This window comes from Corynebacterium sp. HMSC056F09, assembly GCF_001815785.1.
Taxonomy (GTDB): Bacteria; Actinomycetota; Actinomycetes; order Mycobacteriales; family Mycobacteriaceae; genus Corynebacterium; species Corynebacterium hiratae.
Genome location: NZ_KV821963.1, coordinates 1 through 18,165, shown reverse-complemented (window position 1 = coordinate 18,165; position 18,165 = coordinate 1). Strand labels below are relative to the sequence as shown.

The window sequence follows — 18,165 nt, the reverse complement described above, 5'->3', positions numbered from 1 at the left end:
TAAGGCAGAGGCATCGGGGATTAAATGGATCTCCCCCGCTGAAAAAGAGAAGCTAGAGCTGACAAACAGCACAACCGTGGAACAGCTAATAGACCTTTGGCTAAACGAGAGCGACAGCATTACAAAAGAGAGCACTAGGCAATTCCATCGCCGCCGGATGACAGCCTTCTCCTTGAACTCAACGGAATACCTTCTAGGCATAGTTCAATCCTTCCTTAGCTGAGGAACTAAACCCAGGACGCTTCACACACTCGATTAAGCTGCCCTTGATCAAATAGGCGTTTCACCAGGTCTTCAAGCGTGGACTTCCGCTTGGATTGAATCGTCAATGAACTCGCGGATGCCGTGCACCTGTCCCCTTCCACTTGTATCCGACGAGTCCATGCACTGGAGAACGCTGGAATTATTCGGGGTTACGTTGCCCTGTTTATTCCCACAAAGGTCGGCAAAGGATTTACCGCCTATGCCAGAGTTTGGCTCACCAGCCAGGACCTTGAGACTGTTGAGCGATTCATTCAAGAGAGTCAGCCACTTCCAGAAGCCGTGGAATGCCACCTCATGGCTGGTGAATGCGATGTCATGCTGCGAATAGTGGCGGCCGATCTCACCGCTTATCGTCAATTTCAGATCGACCATCTCACCCGCATCGATTGCGTCCACAACGCGAAAACTGAGGTGCACATGGAACAGGTAAAATTAACGTCAGAATTATCTGTTTGAATTTGATACTTGGTGGCTCCACGTTGGGATCATCAACGGTGCTCCAGACTCTGGGTCAGCGATGATCTTAGAATCCACACCAAATACGGTGCGCACGAGCTCTTCAGTAATAACGGTTGCAGGATCGCCGGTGGCTACAACTTCGCCGTCTTTCATGGCGATGATGTGATCGGCGTAGCGCGCTGCCTGGTTCAAGTCATGCAATACGGCGACCAGTGTGTAGTCCCGTTTCCGGTTGAGCATGCGGCAAAGTTCCAGCAACTCAATCTGGTAGCTGACGTCTAAGAATGTGGTAGGTTCATCGAGAAGCAAGATTGGCGTCTGCTGCGCCAACGCCACCGCCATCCAGACGCGTTGGCGTTGACCGCCCGAGAGTTCATCGACAAGCCTGCCTGAAAGCTCCCTAATTCCGGTTGCCTCCATGGCCTCTTTCACCGCCTGCTCATCCTCGGGCGACCAAGGCTTGAACAAACTCTGGTGCGGGTAGCGTCCTCGTGAGACCAGATCGATGACGCGAATGCCGTCCGGGGCAACCGGGCCTTGCGGCAGAAGACCCACTTCACGCGCTACTTCTTTGGTGGGCTTTTTGTGCAAAGACTGCCCGTCTAAAAGAATCTTCCCCTCTTGCGGCGCAATCAAACGGGTCAAGCTCTTGAGCAAAGTGGACTTGCCGCAGGCATTGGGGCCAACGATGACCGTGAACTGGCCATCTGGAATCTGAAGATCCACGCCTGGGCAGATAACTTTGTCGCCGTATCCAAGCTGGGCGTTTTCTACTAGAAGTCGTGTCATTTGCGTCGGCCTTCTCTCATGAGCAACCACAGGAAGTACACGCCACCGATGGATACGGTGACAATACCTACTGGGAGCGGGGATTCAGGGTCAATTCTTTGGGCAACCGTATCGGCGAGTATTAACAGGAAAGACCCCACGGCTGCGGTGGGGGCCAGCGCCAGGCCATCAACGTGTACCAGGCGACGGGCAATCTGGGGCGAGGCCAGCGCGATGAAGGAAATCGGCCCGGCGGTGGCAGTTGCCAGCGCCGTTAATCCGATGCCGGCAACAACTGCCAATAGTTGCACCCTGCGGACGTTTTGCCCCAGCGCAACCGCGAAAGGAATACCAATCTGCATCAAACGCATCGGGCGCGCCAGCAGTGCTGCCATCAGGATGAACACGGCAGAACCACAAAATGCCAGCAGCAGCGAATTCCAGGAGGTGCCGGAGAGATTTCCCGCGCCCCACAAACTCGCCATGATGGCATCTTCCACCGTGGCAGTGAGCAAAATCCACACGTTGACCGAGGCCAGCATGGCGCTGACAGCAATGCCAACGATGATAAGACGCACGCCACCAGCGAATCCGCGCTTGGAGGCAAGGAAGAACACCACCATCGCGGTAGCGATACCTCCAGTGAGAGCCCCCAACAACGTAGCGGTGGTGCCACCGCCGAGAATCAACATGACGATGAGCGCGCCAGTGTAGGAACCGGTCTGAAAACCAATCACATCCGGTGAGCCCAATGGATTCGCGGTGAGGTTTTGAAAGATAGCTCCACTCATGGCCAGTGTTGCGCCCAGCAGGATTGCCAGAAGCGTGCGCGGTGCGCGCCATTCCACCACAATCATGTTGGTGTAGGAATCACCGTTGCCGGTCAACGCCTGGAACGCTTCACCAACGGTGATGGATGCAGAACCATCAACCAAGGAGTACACCGCAATCAGCGCAGTCGCCAATAAGAGTCCACCTGTGACGACAGCTGTGCGCACCCCGATAAGCATCACCGGGCGTTCTTTGGGACCGATGCGGAAAATCTTTCGCCCGAATTCAAGCTCTTGCTTCGTATCCGGATTCGTTGTGTGAACCATCGCGCTTAAACCTCCGGAATGCGGTACTTACGCACCATGTAAATCAACAGCGGTGCGCCAACGAATGCAGTTACTACTCCCACGGGCACTTCCCCAGCAGTAATCACGCGACCTATAACATCACTCACGCCCAAAACCGCTGGGGCCAAGACGATTGAATAGGCCATAATCCACCCTTGATGTGGGCCCACGATCATGCGGGATAGATGTGGTGCCAACAGCCCAATAAATCCGATGGGCCCCGCCGCCGCAGTAGCGCCACCGGCTAGCAGTGCAATTGCTACCAATACCACCAGCCTGGTTCTTTGCGGGTGCGCGCCCATAGCAACCGATGCCGCTTCACCCAGTGAAAGCACATCCAATGCGCGAGTGCTGGCCAGCGCAATAAGCAAGCCTACCAAGATAAATGGGGTGATGGACAAGGTGGCATCGAGAGGCTGCGATGCTGTGGTGCCCGCTGACCAGCCACGCATGCGTTCCAAAACTTCTGAATTGGTCAGCAACACCGCGGATGCAAAACCGCCCAGCACCGCCCCCAATGCCACACCGGACAAGGTCATGCGCACCGGACTGCCACGCAATGGACCACTGTTGCCAATGGCGAAGACCACCGCCGAGGTCACAATCGCACCAGCAAAAGACCACCACATGTACTGGGAGATATCTGTAACCCCAAAAAATGCCAGGCCAACAACCACCATGAGAGAAGCACCCGCATTAACGCCCAAAATCCCCGGGTCCGTCATTGGGTTTCTGGTCACAGCCTGCATCAAACCACCCGCGACCCCCAACGCACTACCGGCAACCAACACCAGGAAAGTACGTGGAACGCGAGACTGCCAGACCACCTGCGATACCGGATCCGCCGGATCCGGGTTAATCAGATAATGAAAAACATCCGACGGTGGAATGCTGCGTGAGCCCACCATCATGCTCAACACCAGCGCACCGGCACATAAGACCGCAATGATAATGAAACCAATGAGCCGGTTGGCCGGAGCAACTGGCCTTTCCACAGCCTTCGGGGCTGTGGAGGTGGTGGAACTTGCTGGCATAAAAGACTAGCTCACCTTGTCGTAGGTCTCTACCTTGTCTGCAAGATCCTGCAGCCAATCGGCATAGTTACGGCTGGTCAACGCACCCTTGGAAGACCACGTGGATACCTGGTCTGCCTGGACAGCTGGAAGGTTGTCCCACAGCTCCGCAGTAAATGGCGCCTCTGGGTCATAGTTTTCTACCAAGATGACATCAGCAGGGTAGGTCGAAGCATCTTCCCACGCCACTCGACCCCACTGGTTTCCTTCCGCTGGTGCGTCTGGGCCTGCGATGTTTGCGCCAAGTTCTTCCAGCATGTCCGCCTGCGCGAAGCCCACGCCGGTATAGAGCATTTCCTTGGTTGGGCTGGTCAGCAGGAAGTTGTAATCCTTGCCGTCTACTGCTGCGGTGAACGCTTCCTTGGCCGCTGCGAAGTCTCCATCTGCCGCCACGATGTTGTCAGCTTCTACGTCTGCACCGAAGAACTCTGCAATCTCGCGGGTATCCGCAATCCTTTGATCAATAGAGCCTTCCGATGGCAGCGGCACGAAAGGCGCAACGCGCTGCAACTGAGCGTTGACGTCTTCATCGAACCAAGACCAACCCTTCGCGTTACCGTTGCCGATGATGGCATCCGGGCGCAGTTCAGCCAGCTTTTCCAGATCGATCTCAGCATCTTGGCCGATGGTCTCAATACCTTCGATGTCAGCATCACCCATCAACGCTGGGTTGTCACACTCAAAACCAAACAACGCATCCGGCTCAATGCCGTACTCGTGCAGAGAGCTATAGGCGTAGCAGTCCATAACGATGGTTTCTGGCTGGTTTTCGAAGTCGATGTTTAACCCCTCAATACTGGGGTGGGACAGAGTCAGCTGCTCACCGTCGCCAGCCGCTGCATCTTCCCCCGAGGCTTCTTCCCCCGAGGTGGAGCACGCCGCAAGAACGAGGGCTGCAGCAGCACTTAAAGCCATCAATGCCGTCTTTTTCACTTGTTATTTCCTTTGCTGGGAATAGGGATCAATTAACCATGGCAAATATACACCACTTGAGTAGGGTTGCCTAACTTTCAATAGGTAGGACTATTCATTGTAAGGATTGATATACCAAAGATATAGACTCGGCATTAGACGGTCAACCATTTACACCTGGCATCGCTTAGCGCAGTTCAATCCCCTTTAACATTTGGAAGAGATTTCGAAAATGGCTGAGACACCAAGCGTCAGCGTTAATCTAAAAGCGCTGGCTGAAGAACTGCTAAATAAGGCGGCTGGGACAGAAAGCGGGCGTGCAACCCACGTGTTCCGCGCAGTGCCTGGTGGTTCCCTTTTACAGGTCTTGCTTGTCCTGAAAGACGGCAAGGAATTGTCTAAGCACGAGAACCCTGGCGAGGCACTCTTGCACGTATTGAGCGGAAAAGTTCGGCTTACCGCAGACGACGATTCACTAGAGTTGAGCGCCGATGAGCATGCTGTGGTGCCTCAGTAGCGTCATGGACTGCTCTCCTTGGAAGACTCAGCAATCCTGCCGACCGTAGTGCGCAATCGCGCCTAGATAGCGTTCCAGCTTCCTAACGCTCTGGCTTCGTTGCCACGATTGCCACGGCGTTGAGGTGCTCGCTGTGCGTGTTGAAGGTTTTTCGCATCTGCAGCACCCGCTTGCGGGCATCGGAGTTATTCCGAAGGTTCTTCACAAAGCACAGCGTGCCTAAGAATCCTTCATCGGAAAGAATTCGACGCGGCTGCAGCAAAGCCATCGGCGCGGTCTCAACCTTGGCGGCTTTAAAAAGCCATTAGCCTCAAACACTGCCGTCCATTCGCCCAAGGTCAGCGGACACGCGTTCACCCTAATTGCGCGCGCAAGGCTTTGACGGATTTCATCCTTCACCCCATCTGCTAGTTCTTCAGGAACTAGCCCCAGTTCGTGAATGGCGTACCGCCCACCCGGACGTAGGATGCGCGCAGCCTCTGCAACGATTGCATTCTTAGCCTTCTCACCCTGCATGGTGAGCATCGCTTCCCAATCACAAGGTCAGCCGACTCATCGGCCAGTCCAGTTTCAGCGGCGTCGGCCTCAATTAGCTTTGCACGCAGGCCAAAGACGCGGCGCACTGCAGCCACAGCATCCGGATCACTATCCGCACCTGTATAACTCGAAGGCGTGAGCTCAAGAATCCTACCCGGCGTGCGCCCAAGACTAGGCGCTGGTTCAACTACATCAACGTTCGGAATTCCGGATAGTTCGAGCAATTCATCTGTTAGTCTGCGCCCACCGAGGCAAAGGACTCACTTTCCCAATTTGGCCAAAAGCCAGTGGCCTTGCATGGATTCATCCGCACGTGATGTGCCGATCATTTGTTCACTCATGAGGACCTGATTGCCCTCCCCAATGAATCAGTCCGGTTTTACCATTTCGTCGACCACGTCCCCGGCACTCAACCTTGGATTTCACCTGGCTTTAAACACAGTCATAACTAGACGTCAACAAAGAATTCCCCAGACAAAAATAAAACCTTCTGACCAGTGGAAAGAGGGTATAAAGTGGAGCTAACGGGATTCGAACCCGTGACCCCCACACTGCCAGTGTGGTGCGCTACCAACTGCGCCATAGCCCCAAAGCTGTATTGAATTATGAAGTGGAGCTAACGGGATTCGAACCCGTGACCCCCACACTGCCAGTGTGGTGCGCTACCAACTGCGCCATAGCCCCTCATACGAGGTACAACCTTCACGATTGCAACTCGTATCAATATATCCGCTCCCCATTCACTCACCAAATCGCGAGTTGGGGCGCGTTATTTTCTCAATGGCTACTTGTCTAGGACGAGGCCAACCCACTCCATGATGGACGTGTTCTCGTCTTCTGGAATGTCCTTGCCGTCCTTGATGATGCGCGGCGAGGACACGCTTCCGGTTTCGCTCTCCAGCTTTTCGTAGTTCGAGGTCACCAGTGGGTTTCCTTCACCAACCGGGGCTTCTTCAATGGCCTTTACCGTGGCATCATCTGCGCCCAGTTCCTTCGCGGCAGCAGCGAAGTCTTCCATCTCCCACTTGTTGTACACCTTGGACTGATTCTCCATGAGGTACTTACGCAGGTTCCAGTAGAGCTTGGCATCACCGGTCTTTGCTACCTGCTCCATCGCAGCTGCCGCCTTGGAGGAGTGGCCCGTGTTGGACTTGATGCTCTCCAAGCCGTTCGGGCTGCCGTCAAGGAAGTTGAGGGTGCGCACGTGCACGACGAGCTCGCCCGCATCAATCGCATCCTTCATCTGCTCGTCGGTTTCCTTCGCCAGGTCACCACAGTGCGGGCAGGAGTAGTCCTCGTACAGGTCTACTTCGGTTGCGTCCTTTGCTGCATCCGCGGACTTGAGGGTTACCGCATTGTCCGCGTAGGAAATCTCCATGGAGACGTCCTCGGCGGCGTAGTCCCCCAGCGCATCGGTCTGTGCACCTCGCCCTTGATAGACGATGTATCCGATGACCACGGCAATAATAACCAGCAGAACAGCGAGGCCCCAGACGAATCCACTATTGCCTTTGGAGTTGGGGTCTTTGACTGTACTCATTAAACAACCTTGCCTTTATGACTTAAGTTCGAACAGATGAAAGCCTACACACCACTGTTAAGGGTGCAATGCAAACTTGGTGAAAGGACGCTTGATCGTCCACACCATTAAGACAGAATAGAAGACATCTCGCAGAAGTGTCATCATGTAATTCATCACTTGCGCGTCTTCATCAGGGCTCACGGAGAAGCAACCGCAATCAATTCCGAGTCCCCGCGCCCACGCCTGCGCGATGCCGATCATGAACAGCACCAGAACTATTTGCCCAACCCACGCCGATGGTCGCAAAAACAGCCCCAGCAATAGCAGCAGGCCGCCACAGATCTCCAGCGGGCCAATCAGGTAGGACAAGTAGTGCGACCACTCAGGGGTAAAGATTTCATATGCCTTGATGCTTTGCGACACCGCGAGCTGATCCGTCAGCTTCGACGCCCCCGCCTTGATCCACACATAGGCCATATAGAATCGCGCGAATGCACTAATGATGTCGAGCACGAGAGGTGCACTGATCTTGGTTTTGGTCACGGAGTTAGCCTAACAATCTACGGGTGAAGGGCATAGCGGCGGTAGGGGCGCCGGATGGTCCAGACAGTGAGGGCGAGGAAGAAAGCGTCGCGAAGCAGCGTCAGTGCGTAGTTCATGCCCTGGCTTATGTCGGCGGGGTCGTAGCCAAAACACCCGCAATCAATGACGAGCCCCCGCGCCCACGCCTGCGTGATGCCCACCATGAACAGCACCACAACCATCGCAGCGACTGACGACGCCTCCCGCAAGAACAGCCCCAACAACAGCAGCACCCCACCCATGAGTTCTAGGGGCCCGATGAGGTAGGCCAAGTATCCGGACCACTCCGGGGTAAAGATGCCATAGGCCTCGATGGCCTGGGTCATCTCCATCCGGGCATCCAGTTTCTGTATGCCGGCGATAATCCACACGGCAGCCATTCCATAGCGTGCGAGCGCGCTGATGAGGTCAGGCACCGATAGGGATCGTAAGGCTGTCATAAACCATTAGCCTAGACCTCCGAGAACCTGTGACACCAGCGCCTGTGCTTCTTCCTGCACCTGCTTGAGGTGTTCTTCGCCACGGAAGCTCTCAGCGTAAATCTTGTACTTATCCTCCGTGCCGGACGGGCGCGCGGCAAACCACGCGTTCTCCGTCGTCACCTTGAGGCCGCCGATCGCCGCGCCGTTGCCCGGTGCCTCGGTGAGCTTGGCGACGATCTCCTCGCCCGCCAGCTCCGTAGCCGTCACCTGCTCCGGGGAGAGCTTCTTCAGGATGGCCTTCTGTTCACGGGTAGCTGGGGCGTCGGTGCGCGCATAGGCCGGCGCACCATATTCCTCCGCCAGCTCCGCGTAGCGCTGCGACGGGGTCTTGCCCGTCACCGCCAGGATCTCCGCGGCCAGCAAGTCCAAGATGATGCCGTCCTTGTCGGTGGACCACACCGTACCGTCGAAGCGCAGGAAGGAAGCACCGGCGGATTCTTCGCCGCCGAAGCCGAGGGAGCCGTCGACAAGCCCCGGCACAAACCACTTGAAGCCCACCGGCACCTCCACGAGCTCCCGGCCCAGGCTGGCCACGACGCGGTCGATCATGGAAGAGGACACCAAGGTCTTACCCACGCCCGCATTTCCCCACTGGGGGCGGTGGCTAAACAGGTACTCGATGGCCACAGCCAGGTAGTGGTTCGGGTTCATCAGCCCAGCGTCCGGCGTAACAATGCCGTGGCGGTCCGCGTCGGCGTCGTTGCCCGTGGCCAGGTCGTACTTGGAACGGTTATCCACCAACGAAGCCATGGCGTCCGGGGAGGAGCAGTCCATGCGGATCTTGCCGTCGGTATCCAGCGTCATGAAGCGGAAGGTGCCGTCGACGTCGGGGTTCACCACGGTCATGTTCAGCTCGTAGTGCTCAGCGATGGCCGCCCAGTAGTCCACCGAGGCGCCGCCCATCGGGTCCGCGCCGATGCGCACGCCGGCGTCCTTGATAGCCGCCATGTCCACGACGTTGGCCAAATCGGACACATAAGAGTCGAGGTAATTGTGCTTGACGCAGCGCGCATCGAGCACGCCGTCAACCGGTACGCGCTTCACCCCGTCGAGCCCGGCGCGCAGGTAGTCGTTGGCTTTTGCTGCAATCCAGTCGGTGGCATCGGTATCCGCCGGACCGCCCGTTGGCGGGTTGTACTTGAATCCACCATCGCGCGGCGGGTTGTGGGAGGGGGTAATCACGATGCCGTCGGTGCCCGGGTTGGTCAGGATGGCGTGGGAGACGGCCGGGGTCGGGGTGTAGCGGCCGCGGTCATCCACCCGAACCTCCAGTTCATTGGCAAGGAGGACCTCGAGGGCGGAGACCATGGCGGGTTCGGACAGGGCGTGGGTATCACGGCCGATGAAGATGGCGCCCGTGGTGCCCTGCTCGGCGCGGTAGTCCACGATGGCCTGGGTGATGGCCAGGATGTGGGCCTCATTGAAGGCGGTGTCCAAGGCTGAGCCGCGGTGTCCAGAGGTGCCGAAGGAAACCTGCTGGTCAGGGTTATCGGCGTCGGGGGTGCGGGAGTAATACGCGGTGACCAACTCCGCGATATCGATGAGATCCGAAGGCTGGGCTAGTTGGCCGGCGCGCTCGTGTGCCATGGTGGTTTCCTCCTTGGGGATGTGGATGTACCTTAAGCTTGCCTGCTTCACGACGTTTTCGCATCCCAACTAGGATGGTGCCTATGCCACAGATCCTTCTTGTGGGCTGCGGGACCGCGCTCGGGGCGCTGGCCCGCTTTGGCCTTTCTTCGCTTCTCGGGGGCGGCGCGCTGCCGCTGTTGCTCATCAACGTTGTTGGCAGCGCTGTGATGGGCTATGCCAAACCGCCCGCGTTTTGGGGCACGGGTTTCTTAGGCGGCTTTACCAGCTTTGCCGCGTTTGCGTATCTCACTTCAGGTTTCGGGCCGGCGCAGGCGGGGGCATATGTCCTGGCAACGGTCCTGGGCTGCACCGTGGCGTACCTGGTCGGTGACCGTCTCCAGGCTCGGAGGCGCGCATGATGCTCTCCATCTTGGCTGTGCTCGCCGGCGGTTTTGTGGGCGGTTGCGGGCGCTACCTGTTAACCCGCATCCTGCCCTCCCCCACGTGTACCTTCGCCGCGAACCTCATCGGCTCTGCGGTGGCCGGCGTGGCCTATGGCTACGCCACGCACGCGCACACCGCCGAGTTCTTCCTCCCCTTGCTCGCGGCCGGCGTGGCGGGCGGGCTATCGACATGGTCCACGTTGGCCAAAGAGCTCGGTGACATGATTAAGGCCAAGCGCTGGTGGCGCTTGGCGCGGTATCTCTTCTGGACGGTGGGCCTGGGCATCGTCCTGGCGTGGCGCGGGGCGTGGGTCGGCTCGCTTTTGGCCTAGCCTTCTCACCGCACTCCGCGTCTAAGCGCGCGAAGTGTTAGTCGGCGATGGCGTCCAACGGCGGGGTCTTTGCCGCGCGGTGGGCCGGCCACAGGGCGGCCAGCACACCGACGATGCCGGAGCCGACGAGCATGACGACGAGCATCATCCACGGCACCGTCGTGGAGTCGAGGCCTTCGTCCGCAAGCACGGAAATGAATGACCACCCCATCCCCAGCCCCATGAGGATGCCCATGAGAGCGCCGAAGAGCGCAATCTGTACCGACTCCACGGTGATCATCGTGCGAATCTGGCGGCGCTGGGTGCCCACCGCGCGCAGCATACCAATCTCCTGGCGTCGTTCAATCACGCCCAAGGTGAGGGTATTGACAATGCCCAGGATCGCGATGACCACAGCCAACGCCAGCAGCGCGTAGAGGATTGTGAGCATCTGGTCAATCATGCCGGCGGCCTCGCCTGCGAATTCCTCGCCGGTGCGCACCTGCACCACGACGAGGTCCTTGACGGACTCCTCCAGGTTGGCGCGCAGCTTTTCCTTGTCATAGCCTTCCTCCGCGTTCACGTAGACCAACATGACGTTGAGGCTAGCCGGGTCGACGACCTCTGTTGCCGCGGAGGCGGAGACAGCTAAGCGCGGGAGCATCTGGAAGGGCTCATACGTGCCGAGGAGCTTCACCTGCGTGGTACGAGACGGATCCGGGCCCGCCAGCTCATAACTCTGGCCGACCTCCCAGCCCTGCTCTGCAGCTAGATCGGCTTCGGCGATGAAGCCCGGCTCCTCGCCCGTCTTCAGCGATCCTTCCACCAGGGTGAGGTTAAGGACGTCATCGGCGTTGCCGTCAACCACCTGGCTGATCGCCATCTCCGGGCTGTAGTTCATGGAGGCCTGACCATCGACCTGCAACGGCGCGGTACTCATCGCCACGACCTGCCCGGCGCCCTCGGTATCGCGGGCGCGCTGCGCCGTCTCATTCGGCGTTGGGAAGTTGCCCGATGTCGGACCCGACAGCAGAAAGTCCGCGCGGGCGTCCTGCTCCACGGCATCCGCGACCGAGGTTTTCATCGTCGCGCCAAGCATTCCGATCGAGGTCACCAGCGCCACGCCCAGCATGAGAGCGAATGCGGTCGCCGCGGTACGGCGCGGGTTGCGCGCCGAGTTCGTCGAGGCTAGCTTGCCCACCGCACCAAAGGGCGCACCAATCACGCGGCCAATCGCCGGAACGATGGGCAGGGAGATGGCCGGTCCAGCCAGGAAGAAGCCAAGGATCAGGTTGAGCGCGCCAAGACCCACGAGGGAGGCACGGATGCCCGTGGAGGCGTCGATAAGCACGCCGAGGACCGCGAAGATAATGCCCGCGACGAGCAACAGTCCACCCAGCACGCTGCGCACGAGGAGCGAAGAACCAGCTGCAGACTCGGTTGTGCGCATGGCTTCCACCGGCTTTACCGCACCCGCGCGGCGCGCCGGCGCCCACGCGGACACGATGGTGACCACCGCGCCCAAGAGCAGCGGCACGACTACTGCGCTGACGCTCAGGCCCAGACCGCCGCCCATGGGCATGTCCTTAGCTTCAAAGACTGCCTTGATGATCGCGACGAGACCCATACCTGCCACCACGCCGACGGCTGAGCCGACGAGCCCCACGATGAAGGCCTCCGTCACCACCGAGCGCGTAATCTGGCCGCGGGATGCGCCGAGCGCGCGCAGCAGCGCGAACTCCTTGGTGCGCTGGGCCACGATCATGGAGAAGGTATTCGCGATGATAAACGTGCCCACCAGCAGCGCGATGAGGCCAAAGGCGATGAGGAAGTAGTTGACGAATTTCAGAGCAGAGGAAATCTGATCCGACAGCTCATCGGCCAGCTTCTGGCCGGATTCCGCCTCGACCTCGAAGGTGTTGTTGAGGTGCTCCACGAGCGCATCGGCATCGACGCCGTCGGCCGCAGCGACCTTCAGCTGGGAAGAGTCTCCATAGCGCTCAACGAAGGCCTCGTGCTCCATGAGCAAAGTCAGACTGGGGCCCTGGTCCACCACAGGCTTGACGACGCCCACGACCTTCACCTCATCGCGCTGGTCCGGGTGCACGACGAGGAGGGTATCGCCGACGTGAATGCCGAACTTCTCGGCTGCGGAATCGTTGATGAGGACTTCGCCGGTCCCGTGGGGCTCGGAGCCGTCGACAAGCGTGGCGGGCTCACCGACGGATTGATCCTCCGGGTAGTAGGGCTGCACGCTGGACGTGCCCCCGCCGGTCTGGAACGCCTCGGCGTCTTCGTTGGCCACCACGACCGTCTGGCTGCTTTGCATGTTTACCGCGCGAACGTCGGGGTCGGCGGCGATGTCATCGCGCATCTTCTGATCCAGCTTCGGGCCGTTTTCCTTCTGGCTCACGGCCGCATCCACGCCGGTAAATGCTGTCGAGACAGCGGAGTCGAACGTATTCGACAGCGAGTTGGTGAACATGAAGGAGCCCGAGATGAACGCGGTACCCAGCACCACCGCCAGCAGGGTCAGGGCAAGGCGCAGCTTATGCGCGAGAATATTGCGCACGGAGACCGTGCGCATGGTGTTCTTTGTGGCCATGCTCTAGCCCTCGATTTCTGCCATCACGGCGTGGATGGACTCCATGGTCGGATTCATGAGCTCATTAACCAGGCGGCCATCGGCGAGGAAGACCACGCGGTCAGCGTACGAAGCGGCCTTGGCGTCGTGCGTAACGATAACCACGGTCTGCCCATCCTTGTCCACGGCGGTACGCAAAATGTCGAGCACCTCGGCGGAGGAGTTCGAATCCAGGTTGCCGGTGGGCTCATCACCGAAGATGATCTCAGGACGGGAAACCAGGGCGCGCGCACACGCCACGCGCTGCTGCTGGCCGCCGGAGAGCTCGGCCGGGCGGTGGTTCAAGCGGTGGGACAGGCCAAGGCGCGTGGTGACCTCATCAAACCACGCCTTATCGACCTTGTTGCCAGCGATATCGGAAGGCAGCGTGATGTTCTCTGCCGCGGTCAACGTGGGCACCAGGTTGAAGGACTGGAAGATGAAACCCAGGCGGTCGCGGCGCAGGGCGGTAATGTCTTTATCGCTGAGCTGCGACATATCGGTGTCACCGATGAAAGCCGAGCCGGACGTCGCCGAATCGAGGCCCGCCATAGTGTGCATGAGGGTGGATTTGCCGGAGCCCGACGGGCCCATGATGGCGGTAAAGGTATTGCGCGCGAACTCAACGTCGACGTGGTCCAACGCGGTGACTGCGGTATCTCCCTGACCGTATTGTTTGAACAGGTCAACGGCGCGTGCCGCGGCAGTCGTCGTTGGGGTGGTCATGGACGTGTTCTCCTTATAGATGGGGAAAGTAACGTCACTACCCTATCTTGCCCTGGGTAAGTTATGTGACGCGTGTGGTCTAAAATATGCTCCATGCGCGCATCCCTTTCCGCTCTAGAGCATTACGACCGTTGTGCCGAAGCAGCCGCGGCTCAGGTCATGCGCCACTACTCCACCAGTTTTTCCCTGGCCACGCGGCTTCTCTCACCCAGGGTGCGCGTGGATATCCGTAACTTATACGCCATGGTGCGCACGGCCGATGAGATCGTCGACGCGGGGCTTGCTCCCCAGGACGCCGCCGTGCTTCTCGACGCCTACGAGGCCACCGTCCGCGCCGCCCCCTCCCAGCGTTTTCACGCCGACCCCGTGGTGCACGCGTATGCGCTCTCCGCGCGGCGCTGCGGGTTCCAGGACGAGCACATCGCAGAGTTCTTTGCTTCCATGCGCTGCGATCTGACCCAGAGCACGCACACACACGACTCCTTCGAGAACTACGTGTCCGGCTCCGCGGAAGTCATTGGGCTCTTGTGTTTGGATGCTTTCTACGCCGGTCAGGCGCGACCGGCCGGCATCGAGGAAGGCGCGCGGCGCTTGGGCGCGGCGTTTCAGAAGATCAACTTCTTGCGCGATCTGCGCGAGGACTCCGCAGACCTCGGCCGCTCATATTTTCCAGCGCTGCCCGATCCCACCGGCTTGGACGAAGGGAAAAAGGCTGCCATCATCGCTGATATTCGCGAGGACCTGTCTGTAGCGCAGGGTGCCATCGAGTTGCTGCCGCGCGGCTCCCGCATGGGCGTGGCGGCGGCTACCGCCCTCTTTACTGAGCTCACCGACCAGCTCGAGGCAACCCCCGCCGTCGAGATCCTCACGACAAGGGTGTCGGTATCACCAGCGCGTAAGGCCTTCCTCGTGAGCCGGGCAGCTGCATCGGCGGTGAAATAAACATGGGCAAGCGGGTTGTCGTCATCGGCGCTGGCATCGCGGGGCTTGCCACCGCGGCGTTGATGCTGCGGGAGGGCTGGGACGTGGTCGTCGTCGAGAAGCAGCGTAGCGTCGGCGGGCGGGCGGGAGTCCTAGAAGTCGACGGCTTCCGTTTCGATACGGGGCCTTCGTGGTATCTCATGCCGGAGGCTTTTGATGAATTTTTCCGGGCCTGTGGGACGAGCACCGAGCGTGAGCTGGACCTCGTCCCCCTCTCGCCTGCGTATCGCGTGTACAACGAGGACGGCGCGTTCCTAGATGTGGAGAGCGGCGTGGAGGAGGTCGCGCACCTATTCGAGTCTATTGAGCCGGGCGCGGGTGAGCGCGTACGGGCGTATTTGGCGCGCTCCTCCGACGTCTACGCGGTGGCGCTGAGCAGCTTTTTGTACACCACGTTTTCGCGCCCTACTGAGCTGCTGACACGGGAGGTGCTCACGCGGCTGGGCACGCTCGCGATGCTGCTGACGCGTTCGCTGGACAGGCTGGTAGCGGCGCAGTTTCAGGACTATCGCCTGCGTCAGGTCCTGACCTATCCGGCGGTGTTTTTGTCGACCGAGCCTCAGGCCGCGCCGGCCCTGTATTCCTTGATGAGCCACACCGACCTGGTCGAAGGTGTGCGCTACCCGCAGGGTGGCTTCGCCGCGGTGGTCGCGGCGATTGCGCGCCAAGCGGAGGGTGCAACCTTCCTCATGGGTACCGCGGTGACGGCAATTGAGTGCACGGACGGGCGCACAACTGGCGTGCGGCTGGATGACGGCCGCTTCATTTCTGCAGAGGCCGTGGTGTCGGCGGCGGACCTGCGCCACACCGAAACCGCGTTACTGCCAGAGTCAGCGCGGACCTACCCGGAAAGCTACTTCGCACGGCGCGATCCGGGTTTGGGTACGGTTCTGGTGTTCCTCGGCGTCCGCGGCGAGCTGCCGCAGCTTGAGCACCACACTCTGTTGTTTAGCAAGGACTGGGAGCCCGATTTCCGCGCCGTCTACCACGGCCCGGAGGCCTCGCGCCCGCTCGGTGCTTCGGAGTCGATCTACGTGTCGAAGACATCCGCGACGGATCCTGACGTGGCGCCGGAGGGCTGCGAGAACCTCTTTGTGCTCGTCCCTGTGCCGGCGGAAGAAGCGTTTGGCCACGGAAGTGCCTACAACGACACAGAATCTGCCCGCGTCGCCGCGATTGCTGACGCCGCTATCCACCAGCTAGGCACATGGCTTGGCATTCCGGACTTTGCCGAGCGCATCGTCATGCGCCGAACGGTGGGGCCCTCTGATTTTGCGCAGCGCTATAACGCGTGGGCAGGTGGAGCGGTGGGACCTGCACATACGCTGCAGCAGTCCGCGTTCTTCCGTGGGCGCAACGTCTCGCGAAAACTGAAGAACCTGTTCTACGCGGGCGGAACGACCGTGCCGGGCGTGGGAGTGCCAATGTGCCTTATTTCTGCGCACAACGTCCTCACGCGGATGCGTGAACAGCGCTAAACGTTGGGCCCGAGTGCACTCTCAATTCGCGCTGAATTCCCCCAGTGCTGACCCCCGTGACAGAACTTGGTTCTCAGTCCCCACTCCGCGGCATGGAATTCACGAAAAGGCCGTGCAGCGCTGCATAGCGTAGTCTGAGGAGGTTGACGTCGAGTGGAAAGGCGAAGCGATGGCAGAAACTACTGAGCAGGCCAGCGAGACCGTAGAGGCATGGCTGAAGCAAGAAGACGCTATCGATCCTAAAAAGGCCCCTCGTCTCCAGGAGCTCTTAGCCCGCGTTCCCCGTCAAGACCTCATCGCGATTGTGGAGCGTCAAAATGCTCTCCGCGCTGCGCTAGCCCTCCGCCTGCTGCCGCGGGAAAAGTCCATCGCAGTCTTCGACGCACTCGATGCAAAGCACCAAGCGGACATCATTGATGAGCTGGGCAACGCCGATGTCTACGAGTTCTTCGACGAGTTGGACCCCGAAGACCGAGTGGCGCTCTTGGATGAGCTGCCCGCGGAGATTGCGGATCGCCTCCTCCGTTCACTGACCCAGACTCAGCGCGACGTGACCGGAGTGATCCTTGGATACACGAAGGGCTCCGTCGGGCGTCGTATGTCGCCAGAGGTGCCCGACATTCACCCGGAAATGAGCATGGAAGATGCCCTGTACACGCTCCGGGATACGGCCGATGAACTGGAGACCATCTATACCGTTCCGGTGACGCGCAAGGACCGGCGTCTGGTCGGCGTCGTCAGCCTGCGCGAACTCTTCACGGCTGAGCGCGGTGTACTCATTGAGGACATCATGAACGAGCCGGTATATGCATACGCGACTGCCGACGCCGAGGAGACCGTGCGGTGGTTCTTGCCCCTCGATATGCTAGCTCTGCCAATTGTGGATGATTCACACCGCCTCGTCGGTCTTCTTACGTGGGACGATGCCACGGACATCATGGAAGAAGCGGACAGCGAGGACTCTGCTCGTTCCGGTGGTACGGAAGCGCTCCAGCAGCCTTACTTGTCGACGCCGTTGCTCAAGCTCGTTCGCTCCCGCATTCTCTGGCTGCTCGTGCTCGCTGTGTCAGCTCTGCTGACCGTGCGGGTTCTCGATTCCTTCGAGGACACCTTAGCCAAGGCGGTTGTACTGTCGCTGTTCATCCCTCTCCTCACCGGCACGGGCGGTAATACTGGAAACCAGGCAGCGACTACTGTGACCCGCGCGCTCGCGCTTGGCGACGTCCGAACGCGCGACCTCCTTTCTGTAATGTGGCGCGAGCTGCGCGTCGGAATGCTGCTCGGCGCCGTACTGGGACTGGCTGGTCTCGTCTTGGCGACGGTGATCTACGGCCTCGATATCGGTATCGTGATCGGCTCCACCCTGTTTCTTATCTGCTCAATGTCAGCGACAGTTGGCGGCCTCATGCCGATTGTGGCAAAGACGGTTGGCGCGGATCCCGCTGTCTTTTCTAACCCGTTCATTTCCACGTTTTGTGACGCGACGGGCTTGATTATCTACTTCTTCATCGCAAAGTCGGTGTTGGGCATCTAGTCCGATAGAAACTGCCGCGCTCCGTCGCGCAGCCCGCCGATATTCCTGTGCCCGCACTAGAGCCGCACTATCTTCGGCGCGCGGCTGAAAAGCTGTGCATACACCTGCATGACGCTTGCGCCACTTGCTACACGGTTACCCCTCTCCTCTACCGGGCTGAACACCATCGATTTCTGCATCCAACTGTCCACCACAAAAAGTGTCGCTGCGACCTCTATTGCCGCCTTCACGAACAAATGTTGCGACCGGCTATTTGGTAGCAGTGT

18 protein-coding genes, 2 tRNA genes and 1 pseudogene are annotated in these 18,165 nt (G+C 59.5%); 7 read left to right on the top strand and 14 right to left on the bottom strand.

What is annotated here, in order from left to right; translation table 11 throughout:
* The first annotated feature begins 345 nt into the window (after window positions 1-345).
* Window positions 346-720 (top strand): Lrp/AsnC family transcriptional regulator, encoded by a 375-nt coding sequence (locus HMPREF3056_RS13965; protein WP_210401795.1) that lies wholly within the window; start codon window positions 346-348, stop codon window positions 718-720.
* On the opposite strand, the gene HMPREF3056_RS10050 is transcribed toward HMPREF3056_RS13965, so the two are convergent.
* The 4 genes from HMPREF3056_RS10050 to HMPREF3056_RS10035 are packed head-to-tail and all read right to left on the bottom strand — an operon-like array spanning window position 709 to window position 4,615.
* The gene (locus HMPREF3056_RS10050; RefSeq protein ID WP_046647391.1) at window positions 709-1,512 is read right to left on the bottom strand and encodes an ABC transporter ATP-binding protein; all 804 of its coding nucleotides are present in this window, start codon (window positions 1,510-1,512) and stop codon (window positions 709-711) included. The two genes, HMPREF3056_RS13965 and HMPREF3056_RS10050, sit on opposite strands and share 12 nt — an antisense overlap.
* Complete coding sequence (locus tag HMPREF3056_RS10045; RefSeq protein ID WP_046647392.1) at window positions 1,509-2,588, bottom strand: FecCD family ABC transporter permease; 1,080 nt, start codon at window positions 2,586-2,588, stop codon at window positions 1,509-1,511. The genes HMPREF3056_RS10050 and HMPREF3056_RS10045 overlap by 4 nt, the downstream gene beginning before the upstream one ends.
* 5 nt (window positions 2,589-2,593) lie before the next feature.
* Window positions 2,594-3,643: a FecCD family ABC transporter permease gene (locus HMPREF3056_RS10040; protein WP_083306493.1), complete on the bottom strand. Its 1,050-nt coding sequence runs from the start codon at window positions 3,641-3,643 to the stop codon at window positions 2,594-2,596.
* A 6-nt stretch (window positions 3,644-3,649) separates the two neighbouring features.
* Window positions 3,650-4,615 (bottom strand): ABC transporter substrate-binding protein, encoded by a 966-nt coding sequence (locus HMPREF3056_RS10035; RefSeq protein WP_070754685.1) that lies wholly within the window; start codon window positions 4,613-4,615, stop codon window positions 3,650-3,652.
* A gap of 211 nt (window positions 4,616-4,826) precedes the next feature.
* On the opposite strand from HMPREF3056_RS10035, the gene HMPREF3056_RS10030 reads away from it, so the two are divergent.
* Window positions 4,827-5,111: a cupin domain-containing protein gene (locus HMPREF3056_RS10030; protein WP_046647394.1), complete on the top strand. Its 285-nt coding sequence runs from the start codon at window positions 4,827-4,829 to the stop codon at window positions 5,109-5,111.
* A gap of 82 nt (window positions 5,112-5,193) precedes the next feature.
* On the opposite strand, the pseudogene HMPREF3056_RS10025 reads toward HMPREF3056_RS10030, so the two are convergent.
* The 7 genes and pseudogenes from HMPREF3056_RS10025 to pgm all read right to left on the bottom strand — a co-directional run bounded on the left by HMPREF3056_RS10025 (window position 5,194) and on the right by pgm (window position 9,821).
* Window positions 5,194-5,989 (bottom strand): annotated as a pseudogene (locus HMPREF3056_RS10025) (methyltransferase domain-containing protein).
* 175 nt (window positions 5,990-6,164) lie between these two features.
* Window positions 6,165-6,237 (bottom strand) — tRNA-Ala (locus tag HMPREF3056_RS10020).
* A gap of 22 nt (window positions 6,238-6,259) precedes the next feature.
* Window positions 6,260-6,332 (bottom strand) — tRNA-Ala (locus HMPREF3056_RS10015).
* Window positions 6,333-6,432: 100 nt separating this feature from the next.
* A complete protein-coding gene (locus HMPREF3056_RS10010) occupies window positions 6,433-7,188 on the bottom strand; it encodes a DsbA family protein (protein WP_070754684.1) in 756 nt (251 codons plus the stop codon).
* Window positions 7,189-7,245: 57 nt separating this feature from the next.
* Window positions 7,246-7,713 carry a MauE/DoxX family redox-associated membrane protein gene (locus tag HMPREF3056_RS10005; RefSeq protein WP_070516121.1) on the bottom strand — a complete coding sequence of 156 codons (468 nt, stop codon included), beginning with the start codon at window positions 7,711-7,713 and terminating at the stop codon, window positions 7,246-7,248.
* A gap of 17 nt (window positions 7,714-7,730) precedes the next feature.
* A complete protein-coding gene (locus HMPREF3056_RS10000) occupies window positions 7,731-8,192 on the bottom strand; it encodes a MauE/DoxX family redox-associated membrane protein (RefSeq protein WP_070754683.1) in 462 nt (153 codons plus the stop codon).
* A 6-nt stretch (window positions 8,193-8,198) separates the two neighbouring features.
* A complete protein-coding gene (pgm, locus tag HMPREF3056_RS09995; protein WP_070754682.1) occupies window positions 8,199-9,821 on the bottom strand; it encodes a phosphoglucomutase (alpha-D-glucose-1,6-bisphosphate-dependent) in 1,623 nt (540 codons plus the stop codon).
* A gap of 83 nt (window positions 9,822-9,904) precedes the next feature.
* Here pgm and HMPREF3056_RS09990 point away from each other — a divergent pair, with 83 nt between their 5' ends.
* Window positions 9,905-10,222, top strand: a complete 318-nt coding sequence (locus tag HMPREF3056_RS09990) for a fluoride efflux transporter family protein (protein WP_070516125.1) — start codon at window positions 9,905-9,907, stop codon at window positions 10,220-10,222.
* A complete protein-coding gene (locus HMPREF3056_RS09985) occupies window positions 10,219-10,578 on the top strand; it encodes a fluoride efflux transporter FluC (protein ID WP_070510605.1) in 360 nt (119 codons plus the stop codon). The genes HMPREF3056_RS09990 and HMPREF3056_RS09985 overlap by 4 nt, the downstream gene beginning before the upstream one ends.
* A 37-nt stretch (window positions 10,579-10,615) precedes the next feature.
* Here the strand turns inward: HMPREF3056_RS09985 and HMPREF3056_RS09980 are convergent, their stop codons facing one another.
* Together HMPREF3056_RS09980 and HMPREF3056_RS09975 are read right to left on the bottom strand one after the other, a co-directional pair.
* Window positions 10,616-13,162: an ABC transporter permease gene (locus HMPREF3056_RS09980; protein WP_070516127.1), complete on the bottom strand. Its 2,547-nt coding sequence runs from the start codon at window positions 13,160-13,162 to the stop codon at window positions 10,616-10,618.
* Window positions 13,163-13,165: 3 nt separating this feature from the next.
* Window positions 13,166-13,906, bottom strand: a complete 741-nt coding sequence (locus HMPREF3056_RS09975) for an ABC transporter ATP-binding protein (RefSeq protein WP_070510608.1) — start codon at window positions 13,904-13,906, stop codon at window positions 13,166-13,168.
* Between the two features lie 93 nt (window positions 13,907-13,999).
* Between HMPREF3056_RS09975 and HMPREF3056_RS09970 the strand changes: the two genes are divergently transcribed.
* From HMPREF3056_RS09970 to mgtE, 3 genes are all read left to right on the top strand, one after another.
* On the top strand, window positions 14,000-14,848 hold the full coding sequence (locus HMPREF3056_RS09970; RefSeq protein WP_070510610.1) for a phytoene/squalene synthase family protein: 849 nt from the start codon (window positions 14,000-14,002) through the stop codon (window positions 14,846-14,848).
* Window positions 14,849-14,850: 2 nt separating this feature from the next.
* On the top strand, window positions 14,851-16,365 hold the full coding sequence (gene crtI / locus HMPREF3056_RS09965; RefSeq protein WP_070510611.1) for a phytoene desaturase family protein: 1,515 nt from the start codon (window positions 14,851-14,853) through the stop codon (window positions 16,363-16,365).
* Between the two features lie 169 nt (window positions 16,366-16,534).
* Window positions 16,535-17,899, top strand: coding sequence for a magnesium transporter (gene mgtE / locus HMPREF3056_RS09960; protein ID WP_070681949.1), 1,365 nt, complete (start codon window positions 16,535-16,537; stop codon window positions 17,897-17,899).
* Between the two features lie 56 nt (window positions 17,900-17,955).
* Here the strand turns inward: mgtE and HMPREF3056_RS13630 are convergent.
* Window positions 17,956-18,165, bottom strand: a 210-nt coding sequence (locus tag HMPREF3056_RS13630; RefSeq protein ID WP_210401794.1) for a hypothetical protein, incomplete at its 5' end; no start/stop codon positions are given.

Excerpts from the sequence above, each read along its gene's own strand:
- HMPREF3056_RS10050 (WP_046647391.1), bottom strand. The coding sequence starts at position 1,512 with ATGACACGACTTCTAGTAGAAAACGCCCAGCTTGGATACGGCGACAAA.
- HMPREF3056_RS10045 (WP_046647392.1), bottom strand. The coding sequence starts at position 2,588 with ATGGTTCACACAACGAATCCGGATACGAAGCAAGAGCTTGAATTCGGG.
- HMPREF3056_RS10040 (WP_083306493.1), bottom strand. The coding sequence starts at position 3,643 with ATGCCAGCAAGTTCCACCACCTCCACAGCCCCGAAGGCTGTGGAAAGG.
- HMPREF3056_RS10030 (WP_046647394.1), top strand. The coding sequence starts at position 4,827 with ATGGCTGAGACACCAAGCGTCAGCGTTAATCTAAAAGCGCTGGCTGAA.
- HMPREF3056_RS10010 (WP_070754684.1), bottom strand. The coding sequence starts at position 7,188 with ATGAGTACAGTCAAAGACCCCAACTCCAAAGGCAATAGTGGATTCGTC.
- HMPREF3056_RS10000 (WP_070754683.1), bottom strand. The coding sequence starts at position 8,192 with ATGACAGCCTTACGATCCCTATCGGTGCCTGACCTCATCAGCGCGCTC.
- pgm (WP_070754682.1), bottom strand. The coding sequence starts at position 9,821 with ATGGCACACGAGCGCGCCGGCCAACTAGCCCAGCCTTCGGATCTCATC.
- HMPREF3056_RS09990 (WP_070516125.1), top strand. The coding sequence starts at position 9,905 with ATGCCACAGATCCTTCTTGTGGGCTGCGGGACCGCGCTCGGGGCGCTG.
- HMPREF3056_RS09985 (WP_070510605.1), top strand. The coding sequence starts at position 10,219 with ATGATGCTCTCCATCTTGGCTGTGCTCGCCGGCGGTTTTGTGGGCGGT.
- HMPREF3056_RS09980 (WP_070516127.1), bottom strand. The coding sequence starts at position 13,162 with ATGGCCACAAAGAACACCATGCGCACGGTCTCCGTGCGCAATATTCTC.
- HMPREF3056_RS09975 (WP_070510608.1), bottom strand. The coding sequence starts at position 13,906 with ATGACCACCCCAACGACGACTGCCGCGGCACGCGCCGTTGACCTGTTC.
- HMPREF3056_RS09970 (WP_070510610.1), top strand. The coding sequence starts at position 14,000 with ATGCGCGCATCCCTTTCCGCTCTAGAGCATTACGACCGTTGTGCCGAA.
- crtI (WP_070510611.1), top strand. The coding sequence starts at position 14,851 with ATGGGCAAGCGGGTTGTCGTCATCGGCGCTGGCATCGCGGGGCTTGCC.
- mgtE (WP_070681949.1), top strand. The coding sequence starts at position 16,535 with ATGGCAGAAACTACTGAGCAGGCCAGCGAGACCGTAGAGGCATGGCTG.